This is a genomic window from Kitasatospora sp. NBC_01287, from assembly GCF_026340565.1.
Lineage (GTDB): Bacteria > Actinomycetota > Actinomycetes > Streptomycetales > Streptomycetaceae > Kitasatospora.
In genome coordinates this window covers 7,630,529-7,657,059 of the sequence record NZ_JAPEPB010000001.1, presented here as the reverse complement: position 1 = coordinate 7,657,059, position 26,531 = coordinate 7,630,529, and the positions used below count along the sequence as shown (strand labels likewise).

Annotated in this window: 1 protein-coding gene; it reads right to left on the bottom strand. The window is 72.5% G+C overall.

Annotated elements, in window-relative coordinates; genetic code table 11:
- Positions 1–36: 36 nt before the first annotated feature.
- Complete coding sequence (locus OG455_RS33090) at positions 37–26,481, bottom strand: type I polyketide synthase (protein ID WP_266299968.1); 26,445 nt, start codon at positions 26,479–26,481, stop codon at positions 37–39.
- Between the last annotated feature and the right edge of the window lie 50 nt (positions 26,482–26,531).

Genomic DNA, 26,531 nt, shown 5'->3' with positions numbered 1-26,531 from the left:
ACGCGAGGGCGGGGCCCTGAACCTCTCGCCCTACCGTCAGCCGCGGCCCAAGTCCCGATTGATGAAGGCGAACAGCTCCTCGTCGCTCGCGTCCGCCAGGGTGTCCGCGACCGGGGCGGACGGGGTGGCGCTCTCCTCGGTGGGGGTGGGGGTGGCCGGGCCGCCGTTCCACTGGGCGAGGAGGCTCTGCAGGCGCATCGCCACCTTGGCCTTGACCAGGTTGTCCACGCCCGCCGAGGCCGCCGCGGCGTCCAGGCGGTTGAGTTCGGCGAGGAAGGCCTCGCCGGCCGGGGCCTGCTCCGGGAGGAGTTCGGCGCGCAGGTGGCGGACCAGGGCGGTCGGGGTCGGGTGGTCGAAGACCAGGGTGGCGGGCAGCGCGAGGCCGGTGGCGGCGCCGAGTTGGGTGCGGAAGTCCACCGCCGTCAGGGAGTCGAAGCCCATCGCGCTGAACGAGCGCGTCGCCTCCACCGCCGCGCCGGAGGCGTGGCCGAGCGCGAGCGCGGCCTGGGTGCGCACCAGGTCGAGCAGCGCCTCCTCGCGTTCCGTCTCGCCGAGCCCGGCCAGCCGCTCGCGCAGCTGGTCCGCGTCGCCGCTGCGGGCCGCCACCGGGTCCGCCGTGGCGGCTGACATCGCCGCCCGCGCCTCGGGCACCCCGCGCAGCAGGGCGCAGGGGCGGGCCGCGGTGAAGAGCGGGGTGAAGGTCTCCCACGCCACGTCGGCCACGGTCAGGCAGGTCTCGCCGTCGTCCAGCGCGCCCTGCAGCGCGTTCCAGGCGGTGTCAGGGTCGAGGGCCGGCAGGCCGCGGCGGCGCAGGCCCTCGGCCCGCTCACCGTCGGTGGCCATGCCGCCGCCGCCCCACGGGCCCCAGGCCACCGAGGTGGCCGCCAGGCCCCTGCCCCGGCGGCTCGCGGCGAGCGCGTCCAGGTAGGCGTTGGCGGAGGAGTAGGCGGACTGGCCGCCGCTGCCCCAGATGCCGGAGATCGAGGCGAAGAGCACGAAGGCGTCCAACTCCTGCTCGCCGAAGAGCTCGTCCAGGTGCCGGGCGCCCGCCACCTTGGCGGCGACCACCTCGGCGAAGGAGGCCAGGTCGGTCTCCGCGATGGTCTCCGAGGCCCCGACGCCGGCGGCGTGCACCACCGCCCGCACCGGGGAGCCCTCGGCCGCCAGGCCGTCGAGCAGCTGCGCCAGCGCGCCCCGGTCCGCGATGTCGCAGGACTCGACGCTCACCCGAACGCCGGCGGCGGACAGCTCCGTCGCCAGTTCGGTGGCGCCCGGGGCCGCGCTGCCGCGCCGGCTGACCAGCACCAGGTGCTCGGCGCCGTTCCCGGCCAACCACCGGGCCGCCCGGATGCCGAGCGCCCCGGTGCCGCCGGTGATCAGCACCGTGCCGCGCGGCCGCCAGACCGTCCGGTCCGTGGCAGCGGCCGGGCGCGGCGCCCGGACCAGGCGTCGGGCGTGCAGGCCGGAGGGACGGATCGCCAGCTGGTCCTCGTCGCCACCACCGGTGAGCAGGCCGCGCAGGCGCTCGCGGCCGGTCGCGTCCAACTGGGTGTGCTGGACCGGAAGGTCAACCACGCCACCCCAGCGGTCCGCGCACTCCAGCGCGACCACCCGTCCCAGGCCGGCCAGTTGAGCCTGATCCGGATGGACCTGCTCACCGCTCGCCACCGCTGCACCGCCGCTGGTGACGCACCAGAGCGGCGCGGTGATCGCCGCGTCGCCGAGCGCCTGCACCAGCAGCAGGGTGTGCGCGACGCCGGTGGTCACGGCCGGGTGCTTGGGGTGCGGGGTGCGGTCCAGGCCCAGCAGCGAGAGGACGCCGGTCGGCGCGGAATCAGCTGCGGACTCGGCTGCGGACTCGGCTGCCGCGGCGCGCAGTTGCTCGGCCAGGGCGGCCCGGTCGGTGTCGGCCTCCTCGACCTCCACCCTGACCACTGTGCCACCGCGCTCGGTGAGCGCGCTGACCGTCTGCTCCACGAGCGGGAGTTGGGCCGCGTCACCCGGCACCAGCACGAGCCAGCTACCGACCGCCGCCGCCGGGGCGGGCTCGGCGATCGCCTCCCAGCGCACCCGGTAGCGCCAAGTGTCCAGCACCGTCTGCTCCTTGCGCTGCCGCCGCCAGGAGGAGATGGCGGGCAGCAGCTCGCTGAGCGGCTGGGCCGGGTCGATGGCGAGCTCGCTGCCGAGCGCCTGGAGGTCCTGCCGCTCGACCGCGTCCCAGAAGCTGCCCGCCGCCACGTCGGAGGCGGCGGCGGCCGGGGCGCCCGCCGACGGCGCTCCCGAGGCCAGCCAGTAGCGGTCGCGCTGGAAGGCGTAGGTCGGCAGGTCGACGCGCCGCGCACCGGCGCCCGCGAAGTACGCGGCCCAGTCAACGCGCACGCCGCGCACGGAGAGGCGGGCGACGGCGGTGACGAGGGTCCGCGCCTCGGGGCGGCCGGCCCGCTGGGTGGCGATGCCGTCGGCCAGGGCGCTCAGCACGCCGTCGGGGCCCAGCTCCAGGAAGGTGCGCACGCCCTCGCCCTGGAGGGTGGCGAGGCCGTCGGCGAAGCGGACGGCCTCGCGGACGTGGCGCACCCAGTAGGCGGGGTCGGTCAGGTCGGCGGTGAAGTCGCCGGTGACGTTGGAGACCACCGGGATGCGCGGCTGCGCGTAGGTCAGGGACTCGGCGACCGTGCGGAACTCCGCCAGCATCGGGTCCATCAGCGCGGAGTGGAAGGCGTGGCTGACGGTGAGCCGCTTGACCTTGCGACCCTCCGCCCGCCAGGCCGCCTCCAGCTCGGCGACGGCGGCCTCGGGGCCGGAGACGACGATGGAGTCGGCGCTGTTCACCGCCGCGACGTCGACGCCGTCGAGCAGCGCCGCGCGGACCTCGTCCTCCGAGCCCTGGACGGCGAGCATCGCGCCACCGGCCGGCAGCGCTTGCATCAGGCGACCACGGGCGGCGACGAGCTTGCAGGCGTCGGCGAGTGAGAGGACGCCCGCGACATGCGCGGCCGCCAACTCGCCGATGGAGTGACCCGCGAGGAAGTCGGGACGGATGCCCCAGGACTCGATGAGGCGGAAGAGCGCGACCTCGATCGCGAAGAGACCGGCCTGCGTGTAGACGGTCTGGTCCAGCAGCTGCGACTCGCTGTCGAACAGCACCTCGCGCAGCGGCCGGTCCAGCACCCCGTCGAACTGCTCGCACACCGCGTCGAGTTCGGCCGCGAACACCGGGTAGGCGGCGTACAGTTCACGCCCCATCCCGGCCCGCTGACTGCCCTGCCCCGAGAAGAGGAAGGCAGTCAGCCCCTCGGCCCGAGTACCGGTGAGGGCCGCACCCGTGGCCCGCCCCTCGGCGAGCGCGTCCAGGCCGGAGAGCAGCTGCTCGCGGTCGTCGGTGACCACGGCCGCGCGGTGCTCGAAGGAGCCGCGCCCGGTGGCCAGCGAGTAGGCGGCGTCCAACGCTCGCAGCCCGGAGTTCGCCCGCAGGTGGGCGGCGAGGCCGGCGGCCTGGCGGCGCAGCGAGTCGGCGCTGCGGGCGGAGAGGATCCAGGTCGTCAGGCCGTCGGGCGCCGGGGCGCCGTCCTGCGGAGTGATGCCCACGGCGTCCTCAACGATCGAATCTCCGATGATCGAGGTTCCGATGGCTTGAGCTTCGATGACTGGAGCACCGATGGCCGAGGATCCGACGGCCGAGGTCTCGATGATCGGGTGATCAGTGGTTGCCCCGTCGACGGTCACACCCTCGACGATCGCGTCCTCGATGATCGCGTGCACATTGGTGCCGCTGATCCCGAAGGCCGAGATGCCCGCCCGGCGCGGCCGCTCCGCCGACGGCGTCCAGGCCACCTCCTCGGTGAGCAGGCGCACCGCGCCCGCCGTCCAGTCCACGTGGGAGGTCGGCTCGTCGACGTGCAGGGTGCGCGGCAGCAGCTCGTGCCGCATCGCCATCACCATCTTGATGATGCCGCCGACGCCGGCCGCCGACTGCATGTGGCCCAGGTTCGACTTGAGCGAGCCGAGCCAGAGCGGGCGCTCGGCCTCACGGCCTTGGCCGTAGGTGGCCAGCAGGGCCTGGGCCTCGATCGGGTCGCCCAGCGGAGTACCCGTGCCGTGCGCCTCGACCACGTCCACCTGGTCGGGGGTCAGGCGGGCGTTGGCCAGGGCCTGGCGGATCACCCGCTGCTGGGCCGGGCCGTTGGGGGCGGTGAGCCCGTTGCTCGCGCCGTCCTGGTTGACGGCGGTGCCGCGCACCACCGCCAGCACCGGGTGGCCGCGCCGGCGCGCCTCGGCGAGCGGCTCGATCAGCAGCATGCCGACGCCCTCGGCCCAGCCGGTGCCGTCGGCCGCCTCGGCGAAGGACTTGCAGCGGCCGTCGGCGGCCAGCCCGCGCTGGCGGCTGAACTCGGTGAACATCCCCGGCGTGGCCATCACGGCCGCGCCGCCGACCAGGGCCATGCCGCACTCACCCTGCCGCAGGGCCTGCACGGCCAGGTGCAGCGCGACCAGCGAGGAGGAGCAGGCGGTGTCGACCGTCATCGACGGGCCTTCGAGGCCGAAGGTGTAGGAGAGGCGGCCCGAGACCACGCTGCCGGTGTTGCCGGTCAGCAGGTGGCCCTCCAGGCCGTCCGGCAGTTCGCCGGTGAGGGCGGAGCCGTAACCGGAGGGCGCCGCGCCGACGAAAACGCCGGCCTGGCTGCCGCGCACGGTGGCCGGGTCGAGGCCGGCCCGCTCGAACACCTCCCAGGCGGTCTCCAGCAGCAGGCGCTGCTGCGGGTCCATCGCCAGCGCCTCGCGCGGCGAGATCCCGAAGAAGGCGGCGTCGAAGCCCGCCACGTCGTAGAGGAAGCCGCCCTCGCGGACGTAGGAGGTACCGGCCCGGTTCAGGTCGGCGTCGAAGAGGCCGTCCACGTCCCAGCCCCGGTCGGTCGGGAACCCGGAGACCGCGTCGCCCCCGCCGGCCACCAGCTGCCAGAGCTCCTCCGGCGAGCGGACGCCGCCGGGGAAGCGGCAGCTCATGGCCACGATCGCGATCGGCTCATCGGCGGTGGTCGCCGTCCCCGTGGTGGGTGCCGCCGTGGTGGGTGCCGCCGGGCCCTGCGCCTCGGCCGCGCCGGGCAGTTCGGCGCCCAGGTGCAGCGCGAGCGCGGCGACCGTCGGGTGGTCGAAGACCAGGGTGGCGGGCAGCCGCAGGCCGGTGGCGGCGCCCAGGCGGTTGCGCAGCTCGACGGAGGTGAGCGAGTCGAAGCCGAGGTCCTTGAAGGCCCGGTCCGGCTCGACGCTCGCCACCGAGGAGTGGCCCAGCACGGCCGCGACACTCCCCCGGACCAGGTCGAGCAGCGCCCGCTCCCGCTCGGCGCCGCCGAGGCCGGCCAGCCGCTCGAGCAGGCCGCCCCGCTCGCCGCGCGCGTCGCCGGTGGCCACGGCGCGCCGCCGGGTGACCCGGACCAGCTCGCGCAGCAGCGGCGGCACGCCGTGCTCGGCACCGCGTTCGCGCAGGGTGGCGAGATCCAGGCGAGCCGGGACCAGCAACGCTTCGGCGCCGGCCTGCGCCACGTCGAACAGCGCCAGGCCCTGGGCGGGGCTGAAGGGCAGCACCCCGGCCTCGGCCATCCGGCGCAGGTCGGCCTCGGTCAGCTCCTCGGTCATGCCGCCGCCGGACTGCTGCCACGGACCCCAGGCGAGCGAGGTCGCGGGCAGGCCGAGTGCGTGGCGGTGGGCGGCGAGCGCGTCCAGATAGGCGTTGGCGGCGGCGTAGTTGGCCTGCCCGGCGCCGCCGACGATGCCGGAGGCGGAGGAGAACAGGACGAACGCGGACAGGTCCTGATCCAGCGTCAGTTCGTGCAGGTGGCGCGCGGCGTCGGCCTTGGGCGCCCGGACGGATGCCAGGCGCTCGGAGGTCATGCCCGCGAACAGCCCGTCGTCCAACACGCCGGCCGTGTGGACCACCGCGGTCAGCGAACGACCCGCCAGAGCGGCGGCCAGCGCGTCACGGTCGGCGACATCACACGCCAACACCTCCGCCGTGGCACCCAGCTCGGCCAACTCCGCGACCAGCTCGGGAACACCGGGCGCCTGAGCGCCCCGACGGCTGAGCAGCAGCAGCTCGCGCACACCGTGCTCCGCCACCAGATGACGGGCCGTCAGCGCACCCAGAGAGCCCGTGCCACCGGTGATCACCACCGTGCGCCCCGGGTCCAGCGGCTGCGGCACGGTCAGCACCACCTTGCCGATGTGCCTGGCCTGGCTGACGAAACGGAACGCCTCACGCGCCTGACGCACATCCCACGTGCGCACCGGCAGCGTCTCGATCGTCCCCTCGGCGAACAGCGCCAGCAACTCCGCGAGCAGCTCACCGATCCGCGCCGGACCGGCCTCCACCAGATCGAACGCCCGATAGACCACACCCGCCGGCACCTCGCTGCGGATGTCGGCCTTGCCCATCTCCAGGAACCGCCCACCACGCGGCAGCAACGTGAGGGACGCGTCGACGAACTCCCCCGCCAACGCGTTCAGAACAACATCCACACCCTGGCCACCGGTCACGGCCAGGAACTTCGCCGCGAACCCCAGATCACGCGAGGACGCGATGTGCTCATCGTCCAGACCCAGCGACCGCAGCGTCTCCCACTTGCCCGGACTCGCCGTCGCGAAGACCTCCGCCCCCAAGTGCCGGGCCAACTGGATCGCCGCCATGCCCACACCACCCGCACCAGCGTGCACCAACACCCGCTCACCCGGGCGGACAGCACCCAGATCCGACCACGCGTACAGCGCCGTGAGGAACACGATCGGCACCGAAGCCGCCCGCGCGAACGACCAACCCGCCGGAATCCGGGCCACCATCCGGTGATCGGTCACCGCGAACGGCCCGAACCCACCACCGAACATGCCCAACACCCGGTCACCGACCGCCAACCCCGACACACCCGGACCGACCTCGGCCACCACACCAGCGCCCTCGATCCCCAACGGCGCCACCACCGGATACATCCCCAGCGCGTTCAGCACATCACGGAAGTTCACCCCACCGGCCCGCACCGCGATCCGAACCTGATGCTCGGTCAACTCCTCTACCGGAGCAGCCACCAGCTCCAGCGACTCCAACGTCCCACGCTCGACACTGTCCAACCGCCAGCCCACCGCGTCCGCCGGCACAGCCAACTCACCCGCACCATCGGCCCGCAGCAACCGCGGCGCCAACACCACACCCCCACGCACCGCGAGCTGCGACTCACCCGAAGCCACCGCCCCCGGCAACGCCACCCACGAATCCGCCGAACCATCCACATCCACCAACACGATCCGACCCGGCACCTCGGACTGCACCGACCGCACCAGACCCCAGACCGCCGCAGCATCCAGATCCGCCACATCCTCACCCGAGGAGGTGGCGACGGCCGCCCGGGTGAGCAGCACCAGCCGCGCATCGGCCGGCTGGTCCTCGGCCAGCCAACCCTGGAGCAGTTCCAGCGCCTGCTGCGGTGTCCGACCGCAGGCGACCAGGACGGCGGCGGTGGTCGGGTCGGCGTTCAGCGGCAGGTCCACGCTCAGCGTGTCCTCACCGAGCAGCGCCCAGCCGTCGACCGACGCGGTGGCCGGTGCCACCGGCGACCAGGCGAGTCGGAAGAGCGAATCCGCGCTGGTGTCAGTCGACTTGAGTTGGTCCGAGGTCACCTGGCGCATCACCAGCGAGTCCACGGCGAGCACCGGCGCGCCCGACTGGTCGACTGCCAGCAGCGACACGCCGTCGGAGCCGGTCCGCGACAGGCGCACCCGCAGGACAGCGGCACCCGAGGCGTAGAGCGACACGCCCGACCAGGAGAACGGCAGGCCGCCGCCCGCCTGCGCCGCACCATCGCCCACGTCCCCGGCGGTCAGCGCGGTGGCGTGCAGCGCGGCGTCCAGCAGGGCCGGGTGCAGGCCGAAGGCGTCCGCCCCGGCCTCCTCGGGCAGCGCGACCTCGGCGTAGACGTCCTCGCCCGAGCGCCAGGCGGCCCGAAGGCCCTGGAACGACGGACCGTAGGCGAACCCGCGCTCGGCGAAGTCCGGGTAGAGCGTCTCAACCGGGACCGCGGTGGCCCCGGCAGGTGGCCAGACTGCCAACTCGGCTACGCTCGGCGCCTGCTGAAGGGCGCCCAGCAGCCTGCCGGTGGCATGCCGGCGCCAGCTGTCCTCGCCCTGGAGCTGGGAGTGGATGCTCAGCGAGCGCGTTCCGTCCTGCTCCTCGGCGCCCACCCGGACCTGCACCTGTACCGCCGCGCCCTCGGTGAGGACCAGCGGCGCCTCCAGCACCAGCTCCTCCACTCCGTGGCCGCCGACCTGGTCGGCGGCGCGCAGGGCGAGTTCGACGAAGGCGGTGCCGGGCAGCAGGACGTGGTCCATGATCCGGTGCTCGGCCAGCCACGGGTGCGTCGTGAGCGACAACCGGCCGGTCAGCAGCGCGCCTTCACCATCGGCGAGCGCGACGGCGGCGCTGAGCAGCGGGTGATCGGTGGCGCGCAGGCCCAGCTCGGTCACGTCGCCGGAGAAGCCCGCGGCCACGGTCGGCCAGTAGCGCTCGTGTTGGAAGGCGTAGGTGGGCAGGTCGATCTGGCTGGTGCCGGTGAAGAGGGCGGACCAGTCGACGGTGGTGCCGCGCACGTAGGCACGGGCGAGGCCGGTGAGCAGTGTCTGCGCCTCGGGGCGGCCGGCCCGCTGGGTCGCGATGCCCTCGGCCAGCGCCGACAGCACACCATCCGGCCCCAACTCGACGAACGTGCGGACACCTTCGGCCCGGAGGGTCGCCACAGCGTCGGCGAAGCGAACCGCCTCGCGCACATGGCGCACCCAATAGGCGGGGTCGGTCAGCTCGGCGGTGAAGTCGCCCGTGACGTTGGAGACCACCGGGATCCGGGGCTGCGCGTAGGTCAGGGACTCGGCGACCGTGCGGAACTCGGCCAGCATCGGCTCCATCAACGCCGAGTGGAAAGCATGACTGACCGTGAGCCGCTTGACCTTGCGACCCTCCGAACGCCAGAGGGCCTCCAGTTCGGCGATCGCGCCCTCGGCACCGGAGACGACGATCGAGTCCGCCGCATTCACGGCCGCGATGTCGACCCCGTCGACCAGCGCCGCCCGCACCTCCTCCTCACTGCCCTGCACCGCCAGCATCGCACCACCAGCCGGCAACGCCTGCATCAACCGCCCACGAGCCGCCACCAACGTGCACGCATCCGCCAACGACAAGACACCCGCCACATGCGCGGCCGCCAACTCACCGATCGAGTGACCAGCCAGGAAGTCCGGCGTGACACCCCACGACTGCAACAACCGGAACAGCGCCACCTCGAACGCGAACAACGACGCCTGCGTGTACACCGTCCGATCCAGCAGATCCGAGTCCGCGTCGAACATCACCTCACGTAGCGGCCGCTCCAACTCCCCGTCGAACCGCGCACACACCGCATCCAACACATCCGCGAACACCGGGAACGCCGCATACAACTCACGCCCCATCCCCGCCCGCTGACTACCCTGACCCGAGAACAAGAACCCGGTACGACCCTCCACCACCGAACCCACCACCACACCAGCAGCCTCATCCCCCTCGGCCACCGCACCCAGACCCGCCAACAACTCCGACGCGTCCACACCCAACACCACCGCACGCTGCTCGAACACAGCCCGCGACACCGCCAACGCCCGACCCACACCCCCCACCGAAACGCCGGCATCCAGGACCTCCGCCAACCGCCCCGCCTGCCCACGCAACGCCGAAACACCACGCCCCGACACCACCCACGGCACCACCGGACCAACAACAGCCACCTGAACGTCAACACTCTCCGGCGCCTGCTCCAACACCACGTGCGCGTTCGTCCCACTCATCCCGAACGACGACACACCCGCCCGCCGAACACGCCCCGACACCGGCCAACCAACAGCCCGCGTCACCAACTCCACCGCACCCGACGACCAATCCACATGCGGCGACGGCGCATCCACATGCAACGACCGCGGCACCACACCATGCCGCATCGCCAACACCATCTTGATCACACTCGCCACACCCGACGCAGCCTGCGTATGACCAATATTCGACTTCAACGACCCCAACAGCAGCGCCCCACCATCCCCACGCCCCTGGCCGTAGGTGGCGAGCAGGGCCTGCGCCTCGATCGGATCACCCAGCGCCGTCCCCGTCCCATGCGCCTCCACCACATCAACCTCAGCCGCCAACACCCCCGCATCCGCCAACGCCTCACGAATCACCCGCTGCTGCGAGGGACCATTGGGCGCAGTCAAACCATTCGACGCACCATCCTGATTCACCGCCGAACCCCGCACCACCGCCAACACCCGATGACCGAGCCGCTCAGCATCCGAGAGCCGCTCCACCACCAACATCCCCACACCCTCGCCCCACCCAGTGCCATCAGCACCAGCAGCAAAAGCCTTGCACCGACCATCCACCGCCAACCCACGCTGACGACTGAACTCGATGAACGCACCCGGCGTCGACATCACCGTCACACCACCGGCCAACGCCATCTCACACTCACCACCACGCAACGCCCGCACCGCAAGATGCAACGCCACCAACGACGAAGAACACGCCGTATCCACCGTCACCGCCGGACCCTCAAGCCCGAACGTGTAAGACAAACGACCCGACACCACACTCGCCGCATTACCGGTGCCGACATGTCCACCCAGGTCGTCCTGGGCGGCGGACAGCAGGCCTGCGTAGTCCTGACCGTTGGTGCCCACGAAGACACCGGTCCGACTGCCGCGCACCGAACGCGGATCGAAACCGGCCCGCTCGAACGCCTCCCACGACGTCTCCAACAGCAACCGCTGCTGCGGATCCATCGCCAACGCCTCACGCGGCGAGATCCCGAAGAAGGCGGGATCGAAGTCGGCCACGTCGTCCAGGAACGCACCGACATTCACGTAGGCGGTGCCCGCGTGGTCGGCGTCGGGGTGGTAGAGGCGCTCCAGGTCCCAGCCGCGGTCGGTCGGGAACGGGCCCACCGCGTCGGCCTCGTCCATCACCAGCTGCCACAGACCCTCCGGCGACAACACACCGCCAGGGAACCGGCACGCCATACCCACGATCGCGATCGGCTCATCCACCGCCGCACGTGGCGCCACGGCCGGAAGGACGGCAGCCGCATCGAGCGCGGCGTCACCGAGTTGCTCGGCGAGGTGCCGCGCCAGCACGGCCGGGGCGGGCTGGTCGAAGACCAGGGTAGGGGCCAGGGCCAGTCCGGTCACCGACACCAGGCGGTTGCGCAGCTCGACCGCCATCAGCGAGTCGAAGCCCAACTCCTTGAAGGCACGGTCCGGTTCGACCGCCACCGCCGAGTCGTGACCGAGCGCCGCGGCGGCAGCGGCCCTCACCAGCTCCAGCAGTTGGCGTTCGCGCTCGATCGGTGCCAGGCCGGCGAGGCGGGCGGCGAACTCGGAACGGCGCTCGGCCGGTGCGGCCTCGCCCGCCGCGCTCGCGCCGATCGCCTGCTGGGCCTCGGGGATCTCGGCGAAGAACTCGCTGCTCCGCAACGCGGTGAAGGCCGGCGCGAACCGCGCCCAATCGACATCCACCACCACCGAATCGCCACCACCGCCCGCCAGCGCGGACTCCAACGCCAGCAACGCACCCGCAGGAGCAAGCGCACCCAACCCACGCCGCCCCAACTCACCCACCGCGGAACCCCGAGCCGCCATCCCCACCTCGGCCCACGGACCCCACGCCACCGACACACCCGCCAACCCACGACCACGCCGCGCCGCCACCAACGCATCCACAAACGCGTTACCAGCCGAATACGCCGCCTGACCACCACTACCCCACACACCCGAGATCGAGGAGAAGACCACGAACGCGTCCAACTCCCGCTCACCCAACAGCTCATCGAGCAGCGCCGCACCGCACACCTTCGCGGTGACGACGGCGGCGAACTCCTCGGCGCTGGTGTCGGCGAGGGCCTGGCCGGTGTCCAGGCCTGCGGCGTGCACGACCGAGCGGAGCGGGTGCTCATCGGTGTCGAGGCCGGCCAGCAGCTCGGCGAGCGCGGCCCGGTCGGCCACATCGCACGCCGCCACCGTCACCCGAGCACCCAGCCCACGCAACTCCCGCGCCAACTCACCCGCACCAGGAGCATCCAGACCCCGACGACTGGTCAACACCACATGCTCAGCACCACCACGCACCAACCACCGCGCGACCTCACCACCCAGGCCACCCGTCCCACCCGTGACCAGCACCGTCCCCCGCGCCCGCCAACCACCAACGCCCGCAGCAGAACCAGCACCGGAACCACCAGCACGCACCAGCCGCCGAACGAACACACCCGACCCACGCAGCGCGAGCTGATCCTCGACCCCCTGCCCCAACACCGACACCAACCGCGCACCCGCACGCTCGTCCAACACCAACGGCAGATCCAGCAGACCACCCCACACCTGCGGGAACTCCAACCCCGCCACCCGCCCAAGACCCCACACCAGACCCGCCGACGCAGCCGTCACCACATCCGAACGACCCACCGACACCGAACCCCGCGTCAAGCTCCACAACCGGCCACCCGCACCGGCCCCACCCAACGCCTGCACCAGCGCCAAGGTCGGGCCCACCGCCGACGCCACCTCGCCCGCGGACCCGGCAGCGCCCACCACCGACGCGAGCAGCGAGACCGCACCCGCGAACTCGCGCCCGGCCAACCGGCCCGCCAGCGACGCACGATCCTCCGCAGCGCCGACCACCAGCACCTCGACCTCGGCACCGGCCGCGGTCAGCGCGCCCTCGACCCAGCGGCACACCTCGCCCTCGGCCGCACCATCCGGCACCGCCACCAGCCAACGGCCATCCAGCGCGACCGACGCCAACTCCGCCGCCCGCCACACCACCCGGTAGCGCCAACCATCCACCACCGAACGCTCCCGCCGCGCCCGACGCCACGACGAGATCGCCGGCAGCACCGCACCCAGCGAGTCATCACCCACCGCACCGACCGCCAACTCCGCGCTCAGCGCCGCGACATCACCACGCTCCACCGCGTCCCAGAACCGCGCCTCCGCCGCATCGGACGGGGTCTCCCTGGTCTGCGCCCGCGCCCGCGCCTGCGGCGCGGCCGAGGCCGCCGCCAACCAGTAGCGCTGCCGCTGGAACGCGTAGGTCGGCAGGTCAACCGGACGGGCACCGGTGCCGGCGAAGTACGCGGCCCAGTCCACGCGCACGCCCTGGACGTGCAGGCGGGCGACGGCGGCAACCAGGCTCCGCGCCTCGGGACGGCCGGCCCGCTGGGTCGCGACCCCCTCGGCCAGCGCGCTCAGCACGCCGTCGGGGCCCAACTCCAGGAAGGTGCGGACACCCTGCTCGCGCAGCGTGGCCAGCCCGTCGGCGAAGCGGACGGCCTCGCGGACATGCCGCACCCAGTACCCGGGATCCGTGAGGTCCTCGAAACCACCGGTGACGTTGGAGACCACCGGGATCCGGGGCTGCGCGTAGCTCAGCGACTCGGCCACCGCGCGGAACTCGTCGAGCATCGGGTCCATCAGCGCGGAGTGGAAGGCATGACTGACCGTCAGCCGCTTGACCTTGCGGCCCTCGGCCCGCCAGGCGGCCTCCAGCTCGGCGACAGCGTCCTCGGCGCCGGAGACCACGATGGAGTCCGCCGCGTTGACGGCCGCGATGTCGACACCGTCGAGCAGCGCCGCACGGACCTCGTCCTCGCTGCCCTGCACCGCGAGCATCGCGCCACCGGCCGGCAGCGCCTGCATCAGGCGGCCACGGGCCGCCACCAACGTGCACGCATCCGCCAGCGACAGGACACCAGCGACATGCGCCGCCGCCAACTCACCGATCGAGTGGCCCGCCAGGTAGTCCGGCGTGACACCCCACGACTCCAGGAGCCGGAACAGCGCCACCTCGATCGCGAACAACCCCGCCTGCGTGTAAGCGGTCTGGTCCAGCAGCTCCGACCCGGCGTCGAACAGCACCTCACGCAACGGCCGGTCGAGAACACCCTCGAACTGCCCGCACACCTCCTCCAGCGCAGCCGCGAACACCGGGAAGGCCTGGGCCAACTCCCGCCCCATCCCCGCCCGCTGACTCCCCTGCCCGGAGAAGAGGAAAGCCGTCTTCCCCGCCGTCCCGGGCAGGGCCACGCCCTGGACGGCCGCCGAGGTCTCCGGCTCGCGGCCGAAGGCGTCGAGGCCGGCCAGGAGTTCGGCCCGGTCGGCGCCCAGGACGACCGCGCGGTGCTCCAGGGCCTGCCGCTGGGTGGCCAGGGCAAAGGCGGTGTCGAGCGCGGCAGCCGGGGTCTGGCGCAGGTGCCGCGCCAGTCGCTGCGCCTGGGCGGCCAGGCCGGCCGCGTCCTTGCCGGAGAGCAGCCAGGGCAGTTGGCGGTCCTCGTCACGCGCAGCCGCCGTCACGCTCGCCGCAGCCAGCGCCGCAGCCGCAGCCGCAGACACGGTCGCGGTCGCGGTGGGCGGCGCCTCAACGATCACATGCGCGTTGGTGCCGCTGATGCCGAAGGAGGAGACGCCCGCGCGGCGCACCCGCCCGTCGGCGGGCCAGGCGGTCGGCTCGGTCAGCAGGCTGATCGTGCCGGCCGTCCAGTCCACCTGGCCGCTGGGCGCGTCCACGTGCAGGGTGCGCGGCAGCAGCTCGTGCCGCAGCGCCATCACCATCTTGATGATGCCGCCGACCCCGGCCGCGGCCTGGGTGTGGCCGATGTTGGACTTCAGCGAACCGAGCAACAGCGGGTTCGCCTCGTCCCGGTCGCGGCCGTAGGTGGCCAGCAGGGCCTGGGCCTCGATCGGGTCGCCCAGCCGGGTGCCGGTGCCGTGCGCCTCGACCACGTCGACCTCGGCGGTCGTCAGGCGGGCGTTGGCCAGCGCCTGGCGGATCACCCGCTGCTGGGCGGGGCCGTTCGGCGCGGTCAGGCCGTTCGAGGCACCGTCCTGGTTGACGGCGGTCCCCCGGACCACCGCGAGCACCTGGTGGCCCAGCCGCTCGGCGTCGGAGAGCCGCTCGACCAGCAGCATGCCGACACCCTCGCCCCAGCCGGTGCCGTCGGCCGCGTCGGCGAAGGACTTGCAGCGGCCGTCCGCCGCCAGGCCCTGCTGGCGGCTGAACTGCACGAACATGTTGGGCGAGGCCATGATCGCCGCGCCGCCGACCAGGGCCATCGTGCACTCGCCCTGCCGCAGCGCCTGGACGGCCAGGTGCAGCGCGACCAGCGAGGAGGAGCAGGCGGTGTCGACGGTCATCGCCGGGCCTTCGAGCCCGAAGGTGTAGGCGAGGCGGCCGGACACCACGCTGCCCGCGTTGCCGGTCAGCAGGTGGGCCTCGATCTCCTCGGGCGCCTGGCCGACCAGCGGGCCGTAGCCCTGGAAGGCCGCGCCGATGAAGACACCGGTCCGGCTGCCGCGCACGGTCGCGGGGCTGATGCCGGCCCGCTCGAACGCCTCCCAGCCGGTCTCCAGCAACAGGCGCTGCTGCGGGTCCATGGCCAGCGCCTCGCGCGGCGCGATGCCGAAGAAGCCGGGGTCGAAGCGGTCGGCCTCGTAGAGGAACCCGCCGTGCCGGGTGTAGCTGGTGCCCGGGCGCTCGGGGTCCGGGTCGTAGAGGTTCTCCAGGTCCCAGCCGCGGTTCTCCGGGAACTCGGCGATGGCGTCGCGGCCTTCGGCGACCAGCTGCCAGAGCGCCTCGGGTGAGTCCACGCTGCCGGGGTAGCGGCAGGCCATCCCGACGATCACGACCGGGTCGTCGGCCGTGCCGACCGCCGGCGCGGGCGCGGCCGGGAGCTGGACGTCCTCGACCCCGCCGAGCAACTCGGCTTCGAGGAAGGCGGCGAGCGAGGCGGCGGTCGGGTGGTCGAAGACCAGGGTGGCGGGCAGCCGCAGGCCGGTGGCCGCGTTGAGCCGGTTGCGCAGCTCGACGGAGGTGAGCGAGTCGAAGCCCAACTCCTTGAACGCGCGGTCCGGCTCGACCGCCGTGGCGCTCGCGTGGCCGAGCACGGCCACGACCTGGGCCTGCACCAGGTCCAGCAGGACACGGGCCCGGTCGGCGCCGGAGAGCGGGGCGAGCCGTTGGAGCAGCGAGGACTGGTCGGCGCTGCGGACCGCCCGCGCCACCGCCCGGCGACGAGCCGGGCGCACCAAGGCGCGCAGCAGGCTCGGCACTCCGGCCGTCTCGGACCCGCCAGGGCCGCCGGACCCGCCGGCCTCGGCGTGCAGGGCGGTGAGGTCGAGGCGGACCGGCACGGTCACGGCGCGGGCAGCGGTGCGGCCGGCGTCGAAGGCCGCCATGCCCTGCGCGGCGTCGAACGGCAGCAGACCACTACGGGCCATCCGCCGCAGGTCCGCCTCCGACAGGTCACCCGTCATGCCACTGCCCGACTGCGCCCACGGACCCCACGCCAGCGAGGTCGCGGGCAGGCCCAGCGCGTGGCGGTGAGCGGCGAGCGCGTCCAGATAGGCGTTCGCGGCCGCGTAGTTCGACTGCCCCACACTACCCAGCACACCAGCGATCGAAGAGAACAGCACGAACGCGGACAGATCCTGATCCAACGTCAACTCGTGCAGATGAAGCGCCGCCTCCGCCTTCGACGCCCACACCGACGCCAGGCGCTCGGGGGTCATGCCGGCGAACAGCCCGTCGTCCAACACGCCGGCGGTGTGGACCACCGCGGTCAGCGAACGACCCGCCAGAGCGGCGGCCAGCGCGTCACGGTCAGCCACATCACAGGCCAACACCTCCGCCGTGGCACCCAGCTCGGCCAACTCCGCGACCAGCTCGGGAACACCGGGCGCCTGCGGGCCACGCCGGCTCAGCAACAGCAGCTCGCGCACACCGTGCTCCGCCACCAGATGACGGGCCGTCAGCGCACCCAGAGAGCCCGTGCCGCCGGTGATCACCACCGTGCGCCCCGGGTCCAGCGGCTGCGGCACGGTCAGCACCACCTTGCCGATGTGCCTGGCCTGGCTGACGAAACGGAACGCCTCACGCGCCTGACGCACATCCCACGTGCGCACCGGCAGCGTCTCGATCGTCCCCTGGGCGAACAGCGCCAGCAACTCCGCGAGCAGCTCACCGATCCGCTCCGGACCGGCCTCCACCAGATCGAACGCCCGATAGACCACACCCGCCGGCACCTCGCTGCGGATGTCGGCCTTGCCCATCTCCAGGAACCGCCCACCACGCGGCAGCAGCGTGAGGGACGCGTCGACGAACTCCCCCGCCAACGCGTTCAGAACAACATCCACGCCCTCGCCGCCCGTGACCGCGAGGAACTTCGCCGCGAACTCCAGGTCACGCGAGGACGCGATGTGCTCATCGTCCAGACCCAGCGAACGCAGCGTCTCCCACTTGCCCGGGCTGGCGGTGGCGAAGACCTCCGCCCCCAAGTGCCGGGCCAGCTGGATCGCCGCCATCCCGACACCACCGGCACCAGCGTGCACCAGCACCCGCTCACCGGATCGGACAGCGCCCAGATCCGACCACGCGTACAGCGCCGTGAGGAACACGATCGGCACGGACGCCGCCCGCGCGAACGACCAACCCGCCGGAATCCGGGCCACCATCCGGTGATCGGTCACCGCGAACGGCCCGAACCCACCACCGAACATGCCCAACACCCGGTCACCGACCGCCAACCCCGACACACCCGGACCGACCTCGGCCACCACACCAGCGCCCTCGATCCCCAACGGCGCCACCACCGGATACATCCCCAGCGCGTTCAGCACATCACGGAAGTTCACCCCACCGGCCCGCACCGCGATCCGAACCTGACCCTCCGTCAACTCAGCGACCGGAGCAGCCACCAGCTCCAGCGACTCCAACGTCCCACGCTCGACACTGTCCAACCGCCAGTGAGCCGCATCCGCCGGCACAGCCAACTCACCCGCACCATCGGCCCGCAGCAACCGCGGCGCCAACACCACACCCCCACGCACCGCGAGCTGCGACTCACCCGAAGCCACCGCCCCCGGCAGCGCGGCCCACGAATCCGCCGAACCATCCACATCCACCAACACGATCCGACCCGGCACCTCGGACTGCACCGACCGCACCAGACCCCAGACCGCCGCAGCATCCAGATCCGCCACATCCTCACCCGACGTCACAGCCATGGCGCCGCGCGTCACGACCACCAGCCGCGCCTCGGCGGGCGCGCCCTGCAGCGGCGCCAGCACCGCCTCGGGCGACGTGGCGCAGACCATCAGCACCGAAGCCGACGCGGCATCACCACCCAGCGGCAGATCCACCCCGAACGTGTCCGCACCCAGCAGTGCCCAACCCTCCACCGTCGCGGCGGAGTCCGCCTCTGCGGGGACCCACTCGACGGCGAACTGGTCCTCGGTGCCCGCGGCGGTCGCCGGCTTCAGCTGCTCGGCGGAGACCGGACGGAGTACCAGCGAGTCCACGGCTGCCACCGGCGCGCCGGACCCGTCGGCGACGATCAGCGACACGCCGTCGGAACCGGTCCGCGACAGGCGCACCCGTAGGGCGGACGCGCCGGAGGCGTGGAGCGACACGCCCGACCAAGCGAACGGCAGCCGTCCCTGCCCGGACTCGGTGTCGGCGAGCAGGTCGCCGACCGCGATCGCGTGCAGGGCCGCGTCCAGCAGGGCCGGGTGCAGACCGAAGGCGTCCGCCCCGGCCTCCTCGGGCAACGCGACCTCGGCGTAGACGTCATCACCGACGCGCCAGGCGGCCCGCAGGCCCTGGAACGACGGACCGTAGGCGAAGCCGCCCTCGGCCAGCCCCGGGTAGAGCGCGTCGACAGGGAGCGCGACGGCCCCGGCCGGCGGCCACTCGGTCAGCGCGGCCGCGTCGGCGGGCGCGGCCTGCCCCACGGACAGCACCCCGCTCGCGTGGCGGACCCAGAGACCGTCGGCCACCGCACCGTCAGGGCGCGAGTGCACGCCGACCGGGCGCAGCCCCGCCTCGTCGGGGGCGCCGACCCAGACCTGCACCCGGGTCGCGCCGTGTGCGGGGAGAACAAGGGGTGCGTGCAGCGTCAGCTCGTCCAGCCGGTCGCAGCCGACCTGGTCGGCGGCGCGCAGGGCGAGTTCGACGAAGGCGGTGCCGGGCAGCAGGACGTGGTCCATGATCCGGTGCTCGGCCAGCCACGGGTGGGTCCGCAGGGAGAGCGAGCCGGTCAGCAGGTAGCCGTCGGTGTCCACCAGGCGCACCGCCGCACCGAGCAGCGGGTGGTCGGCCGCGCTCAGGCCGAGGCCGGCGGCGTCACCGGCGGCGGTGCCCATGGTGGGCCAGAAGTGCTCGTGTTGGAAGGCGTAGGTGGGCAGGTCGATCTGGCTGGTGCCGGTGAAGAGGGCGGACCAGTCGACGGTGGTGCCGCGCACGTAGGCACGGGCGAGGCCGGTGAGCAGTGTCTGCGCCTCGGGGCGGCCGGCCCGCTGGGTCGCGATGCCCTCGGCCAGCGCCGACAGCACACCATCCGGCCCCAACTCGACGAACGTGCGGACACCTTCGGCCCGGAGGGTCGCCACAGCGTCGGCGAAGCGAACCGCCTCGCGCACATGGCGCACCCAATAGGCGGGAACGGTCAGGTCAGCGGTGAAGTCGCCCGTGACATCGGAGACCACCGGGATCCGGGGCTGCGCGTAGGTCAGGGACTCGGCGACCGTGCGGAACTCGGCCAGCATCGGCTCCATCAACGCCGAGTGGAAAGCATGACTGACCGTGAGCCGCTTGACCTTGCGACCCTCCGAACGCCAGAGGGCCTCCAGTTCGGCGATCGCGCCCTCGGCACCGGAGACGACGATCGAGTCCGCCGCATTCACGGCCGCGATGTCGACCCCGTCGACCAGCGCCGCCCGCACCTCCTCCTCACTGCCCTGCACCGCCAGCATCGCACCACCAGCCGGCAACGCCTGCATCAACCGCCCACGAGCCGCCACCAACGTGCACGCATCCGCCAACGACAAGACACCCGCCACATGCGCGGCCGCCAACTCACCGATCGAGTGACCAGCCAGGAAGTCCGGCGTGACACCCCACGACTGCAACAACCGGAACAGCGCCACCTCGAACGCGAACAACGACGCCTGCGTGTACACCGTCCGATCCAGCAGATCCGAGTCCGCGTCGAACATCACCTCACGTAGCGGCCGCTCCAACTCCCCGTCGAACCGCGCACACACCGCATCCAACACATCCGCGAACACCGGGAACGCCGCATACAACTCACGCCCCATCCCCGCCCGCTGACTACCCTGACCCGAGAACAAGAACCCGGTACGACCCTCCACCACCGAACCCACCACCACACCAGCAGCCTCATCCCCCTCGGCCACCGCACCCAGACCCGCCAACAACTCCGACGCGTCCACACCCAACACCACCGCACGCTGCTCGAACACAGCCCGCGACACCGCCAACGCCCGACCCACACCCCCCACCGAAACGCCGGCATCCAGGACCTCCGCCAACCGCCCCGCCTGCCCACGCAACGCCGAAACACCACGCCCCGACACCACCCACGGCACCACCGGACCAACAACAGCCACCTGAACGTCAACACTCTCCGGCGCCTGCTCCAACACCACGTGCGCGTTCGTCCCACTCATCCCGAACGACGACACACCCGCCCGCCGAACACGCCCCGACACCGGCCAACCAACAGCCCGCGTCACCAACTCCACCGCACCCGACGACCAATCCACATGCGGCGACGGCGCATCCACATGCAACGACCGCGGCACCACACCATGCCGCATCGCCAACACCATCTTGATCACACTCGCCACACCCGACGCAGCCTGCGTATGACCAATATTCGACTTCAACGACCCCAACAGCAGCGCCCCACCACCCCCACGCCCCTGCCCATACGTCGCCAACAAAGCCTGCGCCTCGATCGGATCACCCAGCGCCGTCCCCGTCCCATGCGCCTCCACCACATCAACCTCAGCCGCCAACACCCCCGCATCCGCCAACGCCTCACGAATCACCCGCTGCTGCGAAGGACCATTGGGCGCAGTCAAACCATTCGACGCACCATCCTGATTCACCGCCGAACCCCGCACCACCGCCAACACCCGATGACCGAGCCGCTCAGCATCCGCGAGCCGCTCCACCACCAACATCCCCACACCCTCGCCCCACCCAGTGCCATCAGCACCAGCAGCAAAAGCCTTGCACCGACCATCCACCGCCAACCCACGCTGACGACTGAACTCGATGAACGCACCCGGCGTCGACATCACCGTCACACCACCGGCCAACGCCATCTCACACTCACCACCACGCAACGCCCGCACCGCAAGATGCAACGCCACCAACGACGAAGAACACGCCGTATCCACCGTCACCGCCGGACCCTCAAGCCCGAACGTGTAAGACAACCGACCCGACACCACACTCGCCGCATTACCCGTACCCAGGTGACCGCCGAGCTCCTCGACGGCGGTCGCCAGCAGACCCGCGTAGTCCTGACCGTTCGTCCCCACGAAGACACCGGTCCGACTGCCGCGCACCGAACGCGGATCGAAACCGGCCCGCTCGAACGCCTCCCACGACGTCTCCAACAGCAACCGCTGCTGCGGATCCATCGCCAACGCCTCACGCGGCGAGATCCCGAAGAAGTCAGCGTCGAACCCGCTCGCGCCCTCCAGGAAGGCGCCGTGGCGGGAGTAGGTCCGGCCGGCCGTGCCGGGCTCGGGGTCGTAGAGCGCCTCCAGGTCCCAGCCGCGGTCGGTCGGGAACGGGCCCACCGCGTCGGCCTCGTCCATCACCAGCTGCCACAGACCCTCCGGCGACAACACACCGCCAGGGAACCGGCACGCCATACCCACGATCGCGATCGGTTCATCCACCGCCGCACTCGACGGCGAAACCGCCACCGCGGCACCGGAGTCGGCCGTCACGCCCGTGAACTGGGCGAGCAGGTGCCGCGCGAGCGCCTGCGAGGACGGGAAGTCGAAGACGAGTGTCGACGGCAGCTGCAGACCGGTGGTCGCGGCCAGGCGGTTGCGCAGCTCGACGGCGGTCAGCGAGTCGAAGCCCAACTCCTTGAAAGCACGGCCTGGTTCGACCGCACCGGCCGAGCGGTAGCCGAGCACGGCGGCCACCTCGGCGCGCACGGCGTCGAGGAGCAGCCGCTCCCGGTCGGCCTCGGCGGCCTCGGTCAGCCGCTGCTCCAGGAGGCTGCGCGCAGCGGAGCCGGCACCGGCACCACCCTCGGCGCCCTGATCGAGCGCGGCCCGCGCCTCGGGGATCTCGGCGAAGAACTCGCTGCTCCGCAACGCGGTGAAGGCCGGCGCGAACCGCGCCCAGTCGACATCCACCACCACCGAATCGCCACCACCGCCCGCCAGCGCGGACTCCAACGCCAGCAACGCACCCGCAGGAGCAAGCGCACCCAACCCACGCCGCCCCAACTCACCCACCGCGGAACCCCGAGCCGCCATCCCCACCTCGGCCCACGGACCCCACGCCACCGACACACCCGCCAACCCACGACCACGCCGCGCCGCCACCAACGCATCCACAAACGCGTTACCAGCCGAATACGCCGCCTGACCACCACTACCCCACACACCCGAGATCGAGGAGAAGACCACGAACGCGTCCAACTCCCGCTCACCCAACAGCTCATCAAGGTGCGCGGCGCCGTTCGCCTTCGCGGCCAGCTCGTCGGCCAGGGTGGCGGCGTCCAGCTCGGCGAGCGGGGCATAGCCCGCCGCACCGGCCGCGTGGAACACGGCACGCAGCGGGTGCTCATCGGTGTCGAGGCCGGCCAGCAGCTCGGCGAGCGCGGCCCGGTCGGCCACATCGCACGCCGCCACCGTCACCCGAGCACCCAGCCCACGCAACTCCCGCGCCAACTCACCCGCACCAGGAGCATCCAGACCCCGACGACTGGTCAACACCACATGCTCAGCACCACCACGCACCAACCACCGCGCGACCTCACCACCCAGGCCACCCGTCCCACCCGTGACCAGCACCGTCCCCCGCGCCCGCCAACCCTCCCCACCCGACACACCCGCAACCACACGCACCAGCCGCCGGACAAACACACCCGACCCACGCAGCGCGAGCTGATCCTCAACCCCCTGCCCCAACACCGACACCAACCGCACACCCGCACGCTCGTCCAACACCAGCGGCAGGTCCAGCAGACCACCCCACACCTGCGGGAACTCCAACCCCGCCACCCGACCAAGACCCCACACCAGACCCGCCGACGCAGCCGTCACCACATCCGAACGACCGACCGACACGCCACCCCGCGTCAGGCTCCACAACCGACCACCCGCACCCGCAGCACCCAGTGCCTGCACCAGCGCGAGCGTCGGCTCCAGGCCGCCATCAGCGGCAAGCGCGAGCAGCGAGACCGCACCCGCGAACTCGCGCCCGGCCAACCGGCCCGCCAGCGACGCACGATCCTCCGAAGCACCGACCACCAGCACCTCGACCTCGGCACCGGCCGCGATCAGCGCACCGCCGAGCCACGAGGACACCTCCTCGGCGGTACCATCCGGCACCGCCACCAGCCAACGGCCATCCAGCGCGGCCGACGCCAACTCCGCCGCCCGCCACACCACCCGGTAGCGCCAACCATCCACCACCGAACGCTCCCGCCGCGCCCGACGCCACGACGAGATCGCCGGCAGCACCGCACCCAGCGGCTCACCGTCCTCGCCGCCGAGCTCCAACTCCGCGCTCAGCGCCGCGACATCACCACGCTCCACCGCGTCCCAGAACCGCGTCTCCGCCACGTCCGCCGGCCCGCCGGCAGTCACTTCGGCCACGGATGCCTCGCCGGGCAGCAGCCAGAACTGCTCGTGCTGGAAGGCATAGAGCGGCAGGTCGACGCGCTGGGCACCCGAGCCGGCGAAGAACGCGGCCCAGTCCACGCGCACACCCTGGACGTGCAGGCGGGCGACGGCGGCAACCAGGCTCCGCGCCTCGGGACGGCCGGCCCGCTGGGTCGCGACCCCCTCGGCCAGCGCGCTCAGCACGCCGTCGGGGCCCAACTCCAGGAAGGTGCGGACACCCTGCTCGCGCAGCGTGGCCAGACCATCGGCGAAGCGGACGGCCTCGCGGACATGCCGCACCCAGTACCCGGGATCCGTGAGGTCCTCGAAACCACCGGTGACGTTGGAGACCACGGGGATGCGCGGCGCCGTGTAACTCAGCGACTCGGCCACCGCGCGGAACTCGTCGAGCATCGGGTCCATCAGCGCCGAGTGGAAGGCATGACTGACCGTCAGCCGCTTGACCTTGCGGCCCTCCGCCCGCCAAGCCGCCTCCAGCGCACCAACAACAGCCTCGGCACCCGAGACGACGATCGAGTCGACCGCGTTGACGGCCGCGATGTCGACACCGTCGACCAGCGCCGCGCGGACCTCCTCCTCCGACCCCTGCACGGCGAGCATCGCGCCACCGACCGGCAGCGCCTGCATCAGCCGGCCACGAGCCGCCACCAACGTGCACGCATCCGCCAACGACAGGACACCAGCGACATGCGCCGCCGCCAACTCACCGATCGAGTGGCCCGCCAGGTAGTCCGGCGTGACACCCCACGACTCCAGCAACCGGAACAGCGCCACCTCGATCGCGAACAACCCCGCCTGCGTGTAAGCGGTCTGGTCCAGCAGCTCCGACCCGGCGTCGAACAGCACCTCACGCAAGGGCCGCTCCAGCACGCCATCGAAGTGCGCACACACCTCCGCCAACGCCGCCGCGAACACCGGGAACGCGGCGGACAACTCCCGCCCCATCCCCGCCCGCTGACTCCCCTGCCCGGAGAAGAGGAAGGCCGTGCCGGCCTCGGGCACGACGCCGCCGCGGCTGACGGCGCCGGACGCCTCGCCACGGGCCAGCGCCGCCAGGCCCTCCAGCAGCTCGGAGCGGTCGGCGGCCAGCACCACGGCGCGCTGTTCGAGCGAACCGCGGCTGGTGGCCAGCGAGTAGGCGGTGTCGACGGCGTTCAGCGTCGGGCGCGCCCGCAGGTGGTCGGCGAGCCGCTCGGCCTGGGCCCGCAGCGCGGCGTCACCCCGGCCGGACACCAGGAACGGCACCACGGCGGACGGGAATCCGAGCACCTCGGCTCCGTCGTCGGGCTCGATGGAGGCCTCGACCGGCGCCTGCTCCAGGATGGTGTGCGCGTTGGTGCCGCTCACGCCGAAGGAGGAGACGGCCGCGCGGCGCGACCGCCCGGTCTCCGGCCACGCGAGCTGCTCGGTGAGCAGCTCGACGGACCCGGCGCTCCAGTCCACGTGCGGGGTCGGCTCGTCCACGTGCAGGGTCTGCGGCAGCACCCCGTGCCGCATCGCCATGACCATCTTGATCACGCTGGCCACGCCCGAAGCGGCCTGGGTGTGGCCGATGTTGGACTTCAGCGAGCCCAGCCGCAACGGGTGCTCGGCGGCGGCGCGCTGCTGGCCGTAGGTGGCGAGCAGCGCCTGGGCCTCGATCGGGTCGCCCAGCGTGGTGCCGGTGCCGTGCGCCTCTACCACGTCGATCTGATCGGCCGTCAGGCGGGCGTTGGCCAGGGCCTGGCGGATCACCCGCTGCTGGGACGGGCCGTTGGGCGCGGTCAGGCCGTTGCTCGCGCCGTCCTGGTTGACCGCCGAGCCGCGCACCACCGCGAGCACCCGGTGGCCCAGCCGGCGGGCCGCCGAGAGCCGCTCGACCAGCAGCATGCCGACGCCCTCGCCCCAGCCGGTGCCGTCCGCCGCCGCCGCGAAGGGCTTGCAGCGGCCGTCGCGGGCCAGGCCGCCCTGGCGGCTGAACTCGATGAACGCGCCCGGGGTGGACATGATGGTCACGCCGCCGACCAGGGCCATCGTGCACTCGCTCTGGCGCAGCGCCTGGCAGGCCAGGTGCAGGGCGACCAGCGAGGAGGAGCAGGCGGTGTCGACGCTGACGGCCGGGCCCTCAAGGCCGAAGGTGTAGGAGAGGCGCCCGGAGACGACACTGGCCGCGCTGCTGGTGGCGAGGTAGCCCTCGCCGCCCTGGGGGGCGTCACCGAGCAGCGCGGCGTAGTCCTGGCCGTTGGTGCCGACGAAGACGCCGGTGCGGGTGCCGCGCAGCGTGGCGGGGTCGATGCCGGCCTGCTCGAAGGCCTCCCAGGAGGTCTCCAGCAGCAGGCGCTGCTGCGGGTCCATCACCTGGGCCTCGCGCGGCGAGATGCCGAAGAAGCCGGGGTCGAAGCGGTCGGCCTCGTGCAGGAAGCCGCCGTGCTGGGCGTAACTGGTGCCGGAGCGCCGCGAGTCGGGGTCGTAGAGGCTCTCCAGGTCCCAGCCGCGGTTGGTCGGGAACGTGCCGATGGCGTCGGTGCCGCTCGCCACCACCTCCCAGAGGTCCTCCGGGGAGCGCACGCCGCCGGGCAGGCGGCAGGCCATGCCGACGATCGCGATCGGCTCGCGCTCGGCCTCCTCGACCTCGCGGATCCGCTCGTTGGCGTCGTTGAGTTCGGTCACGACGCGCTTGAGGTACTCGCGGAGCTTGGTTTCGTTCGTCGCCATCGCTGTCATCACCCGTGTGTTCTTAAGGCGGAGAGGTCTGTGTGCGCGCG

Bases quoted from the DNA above. Each gene is read 5' to 3' on its own strand.
- OG455_RS33090 (WP_266299968.1), bottom strand. From the start codon at position 26,481: ATGGCGACGAACGAAACCAAGCTCCGCGAGTACCTCAAGCGCGTCGTG.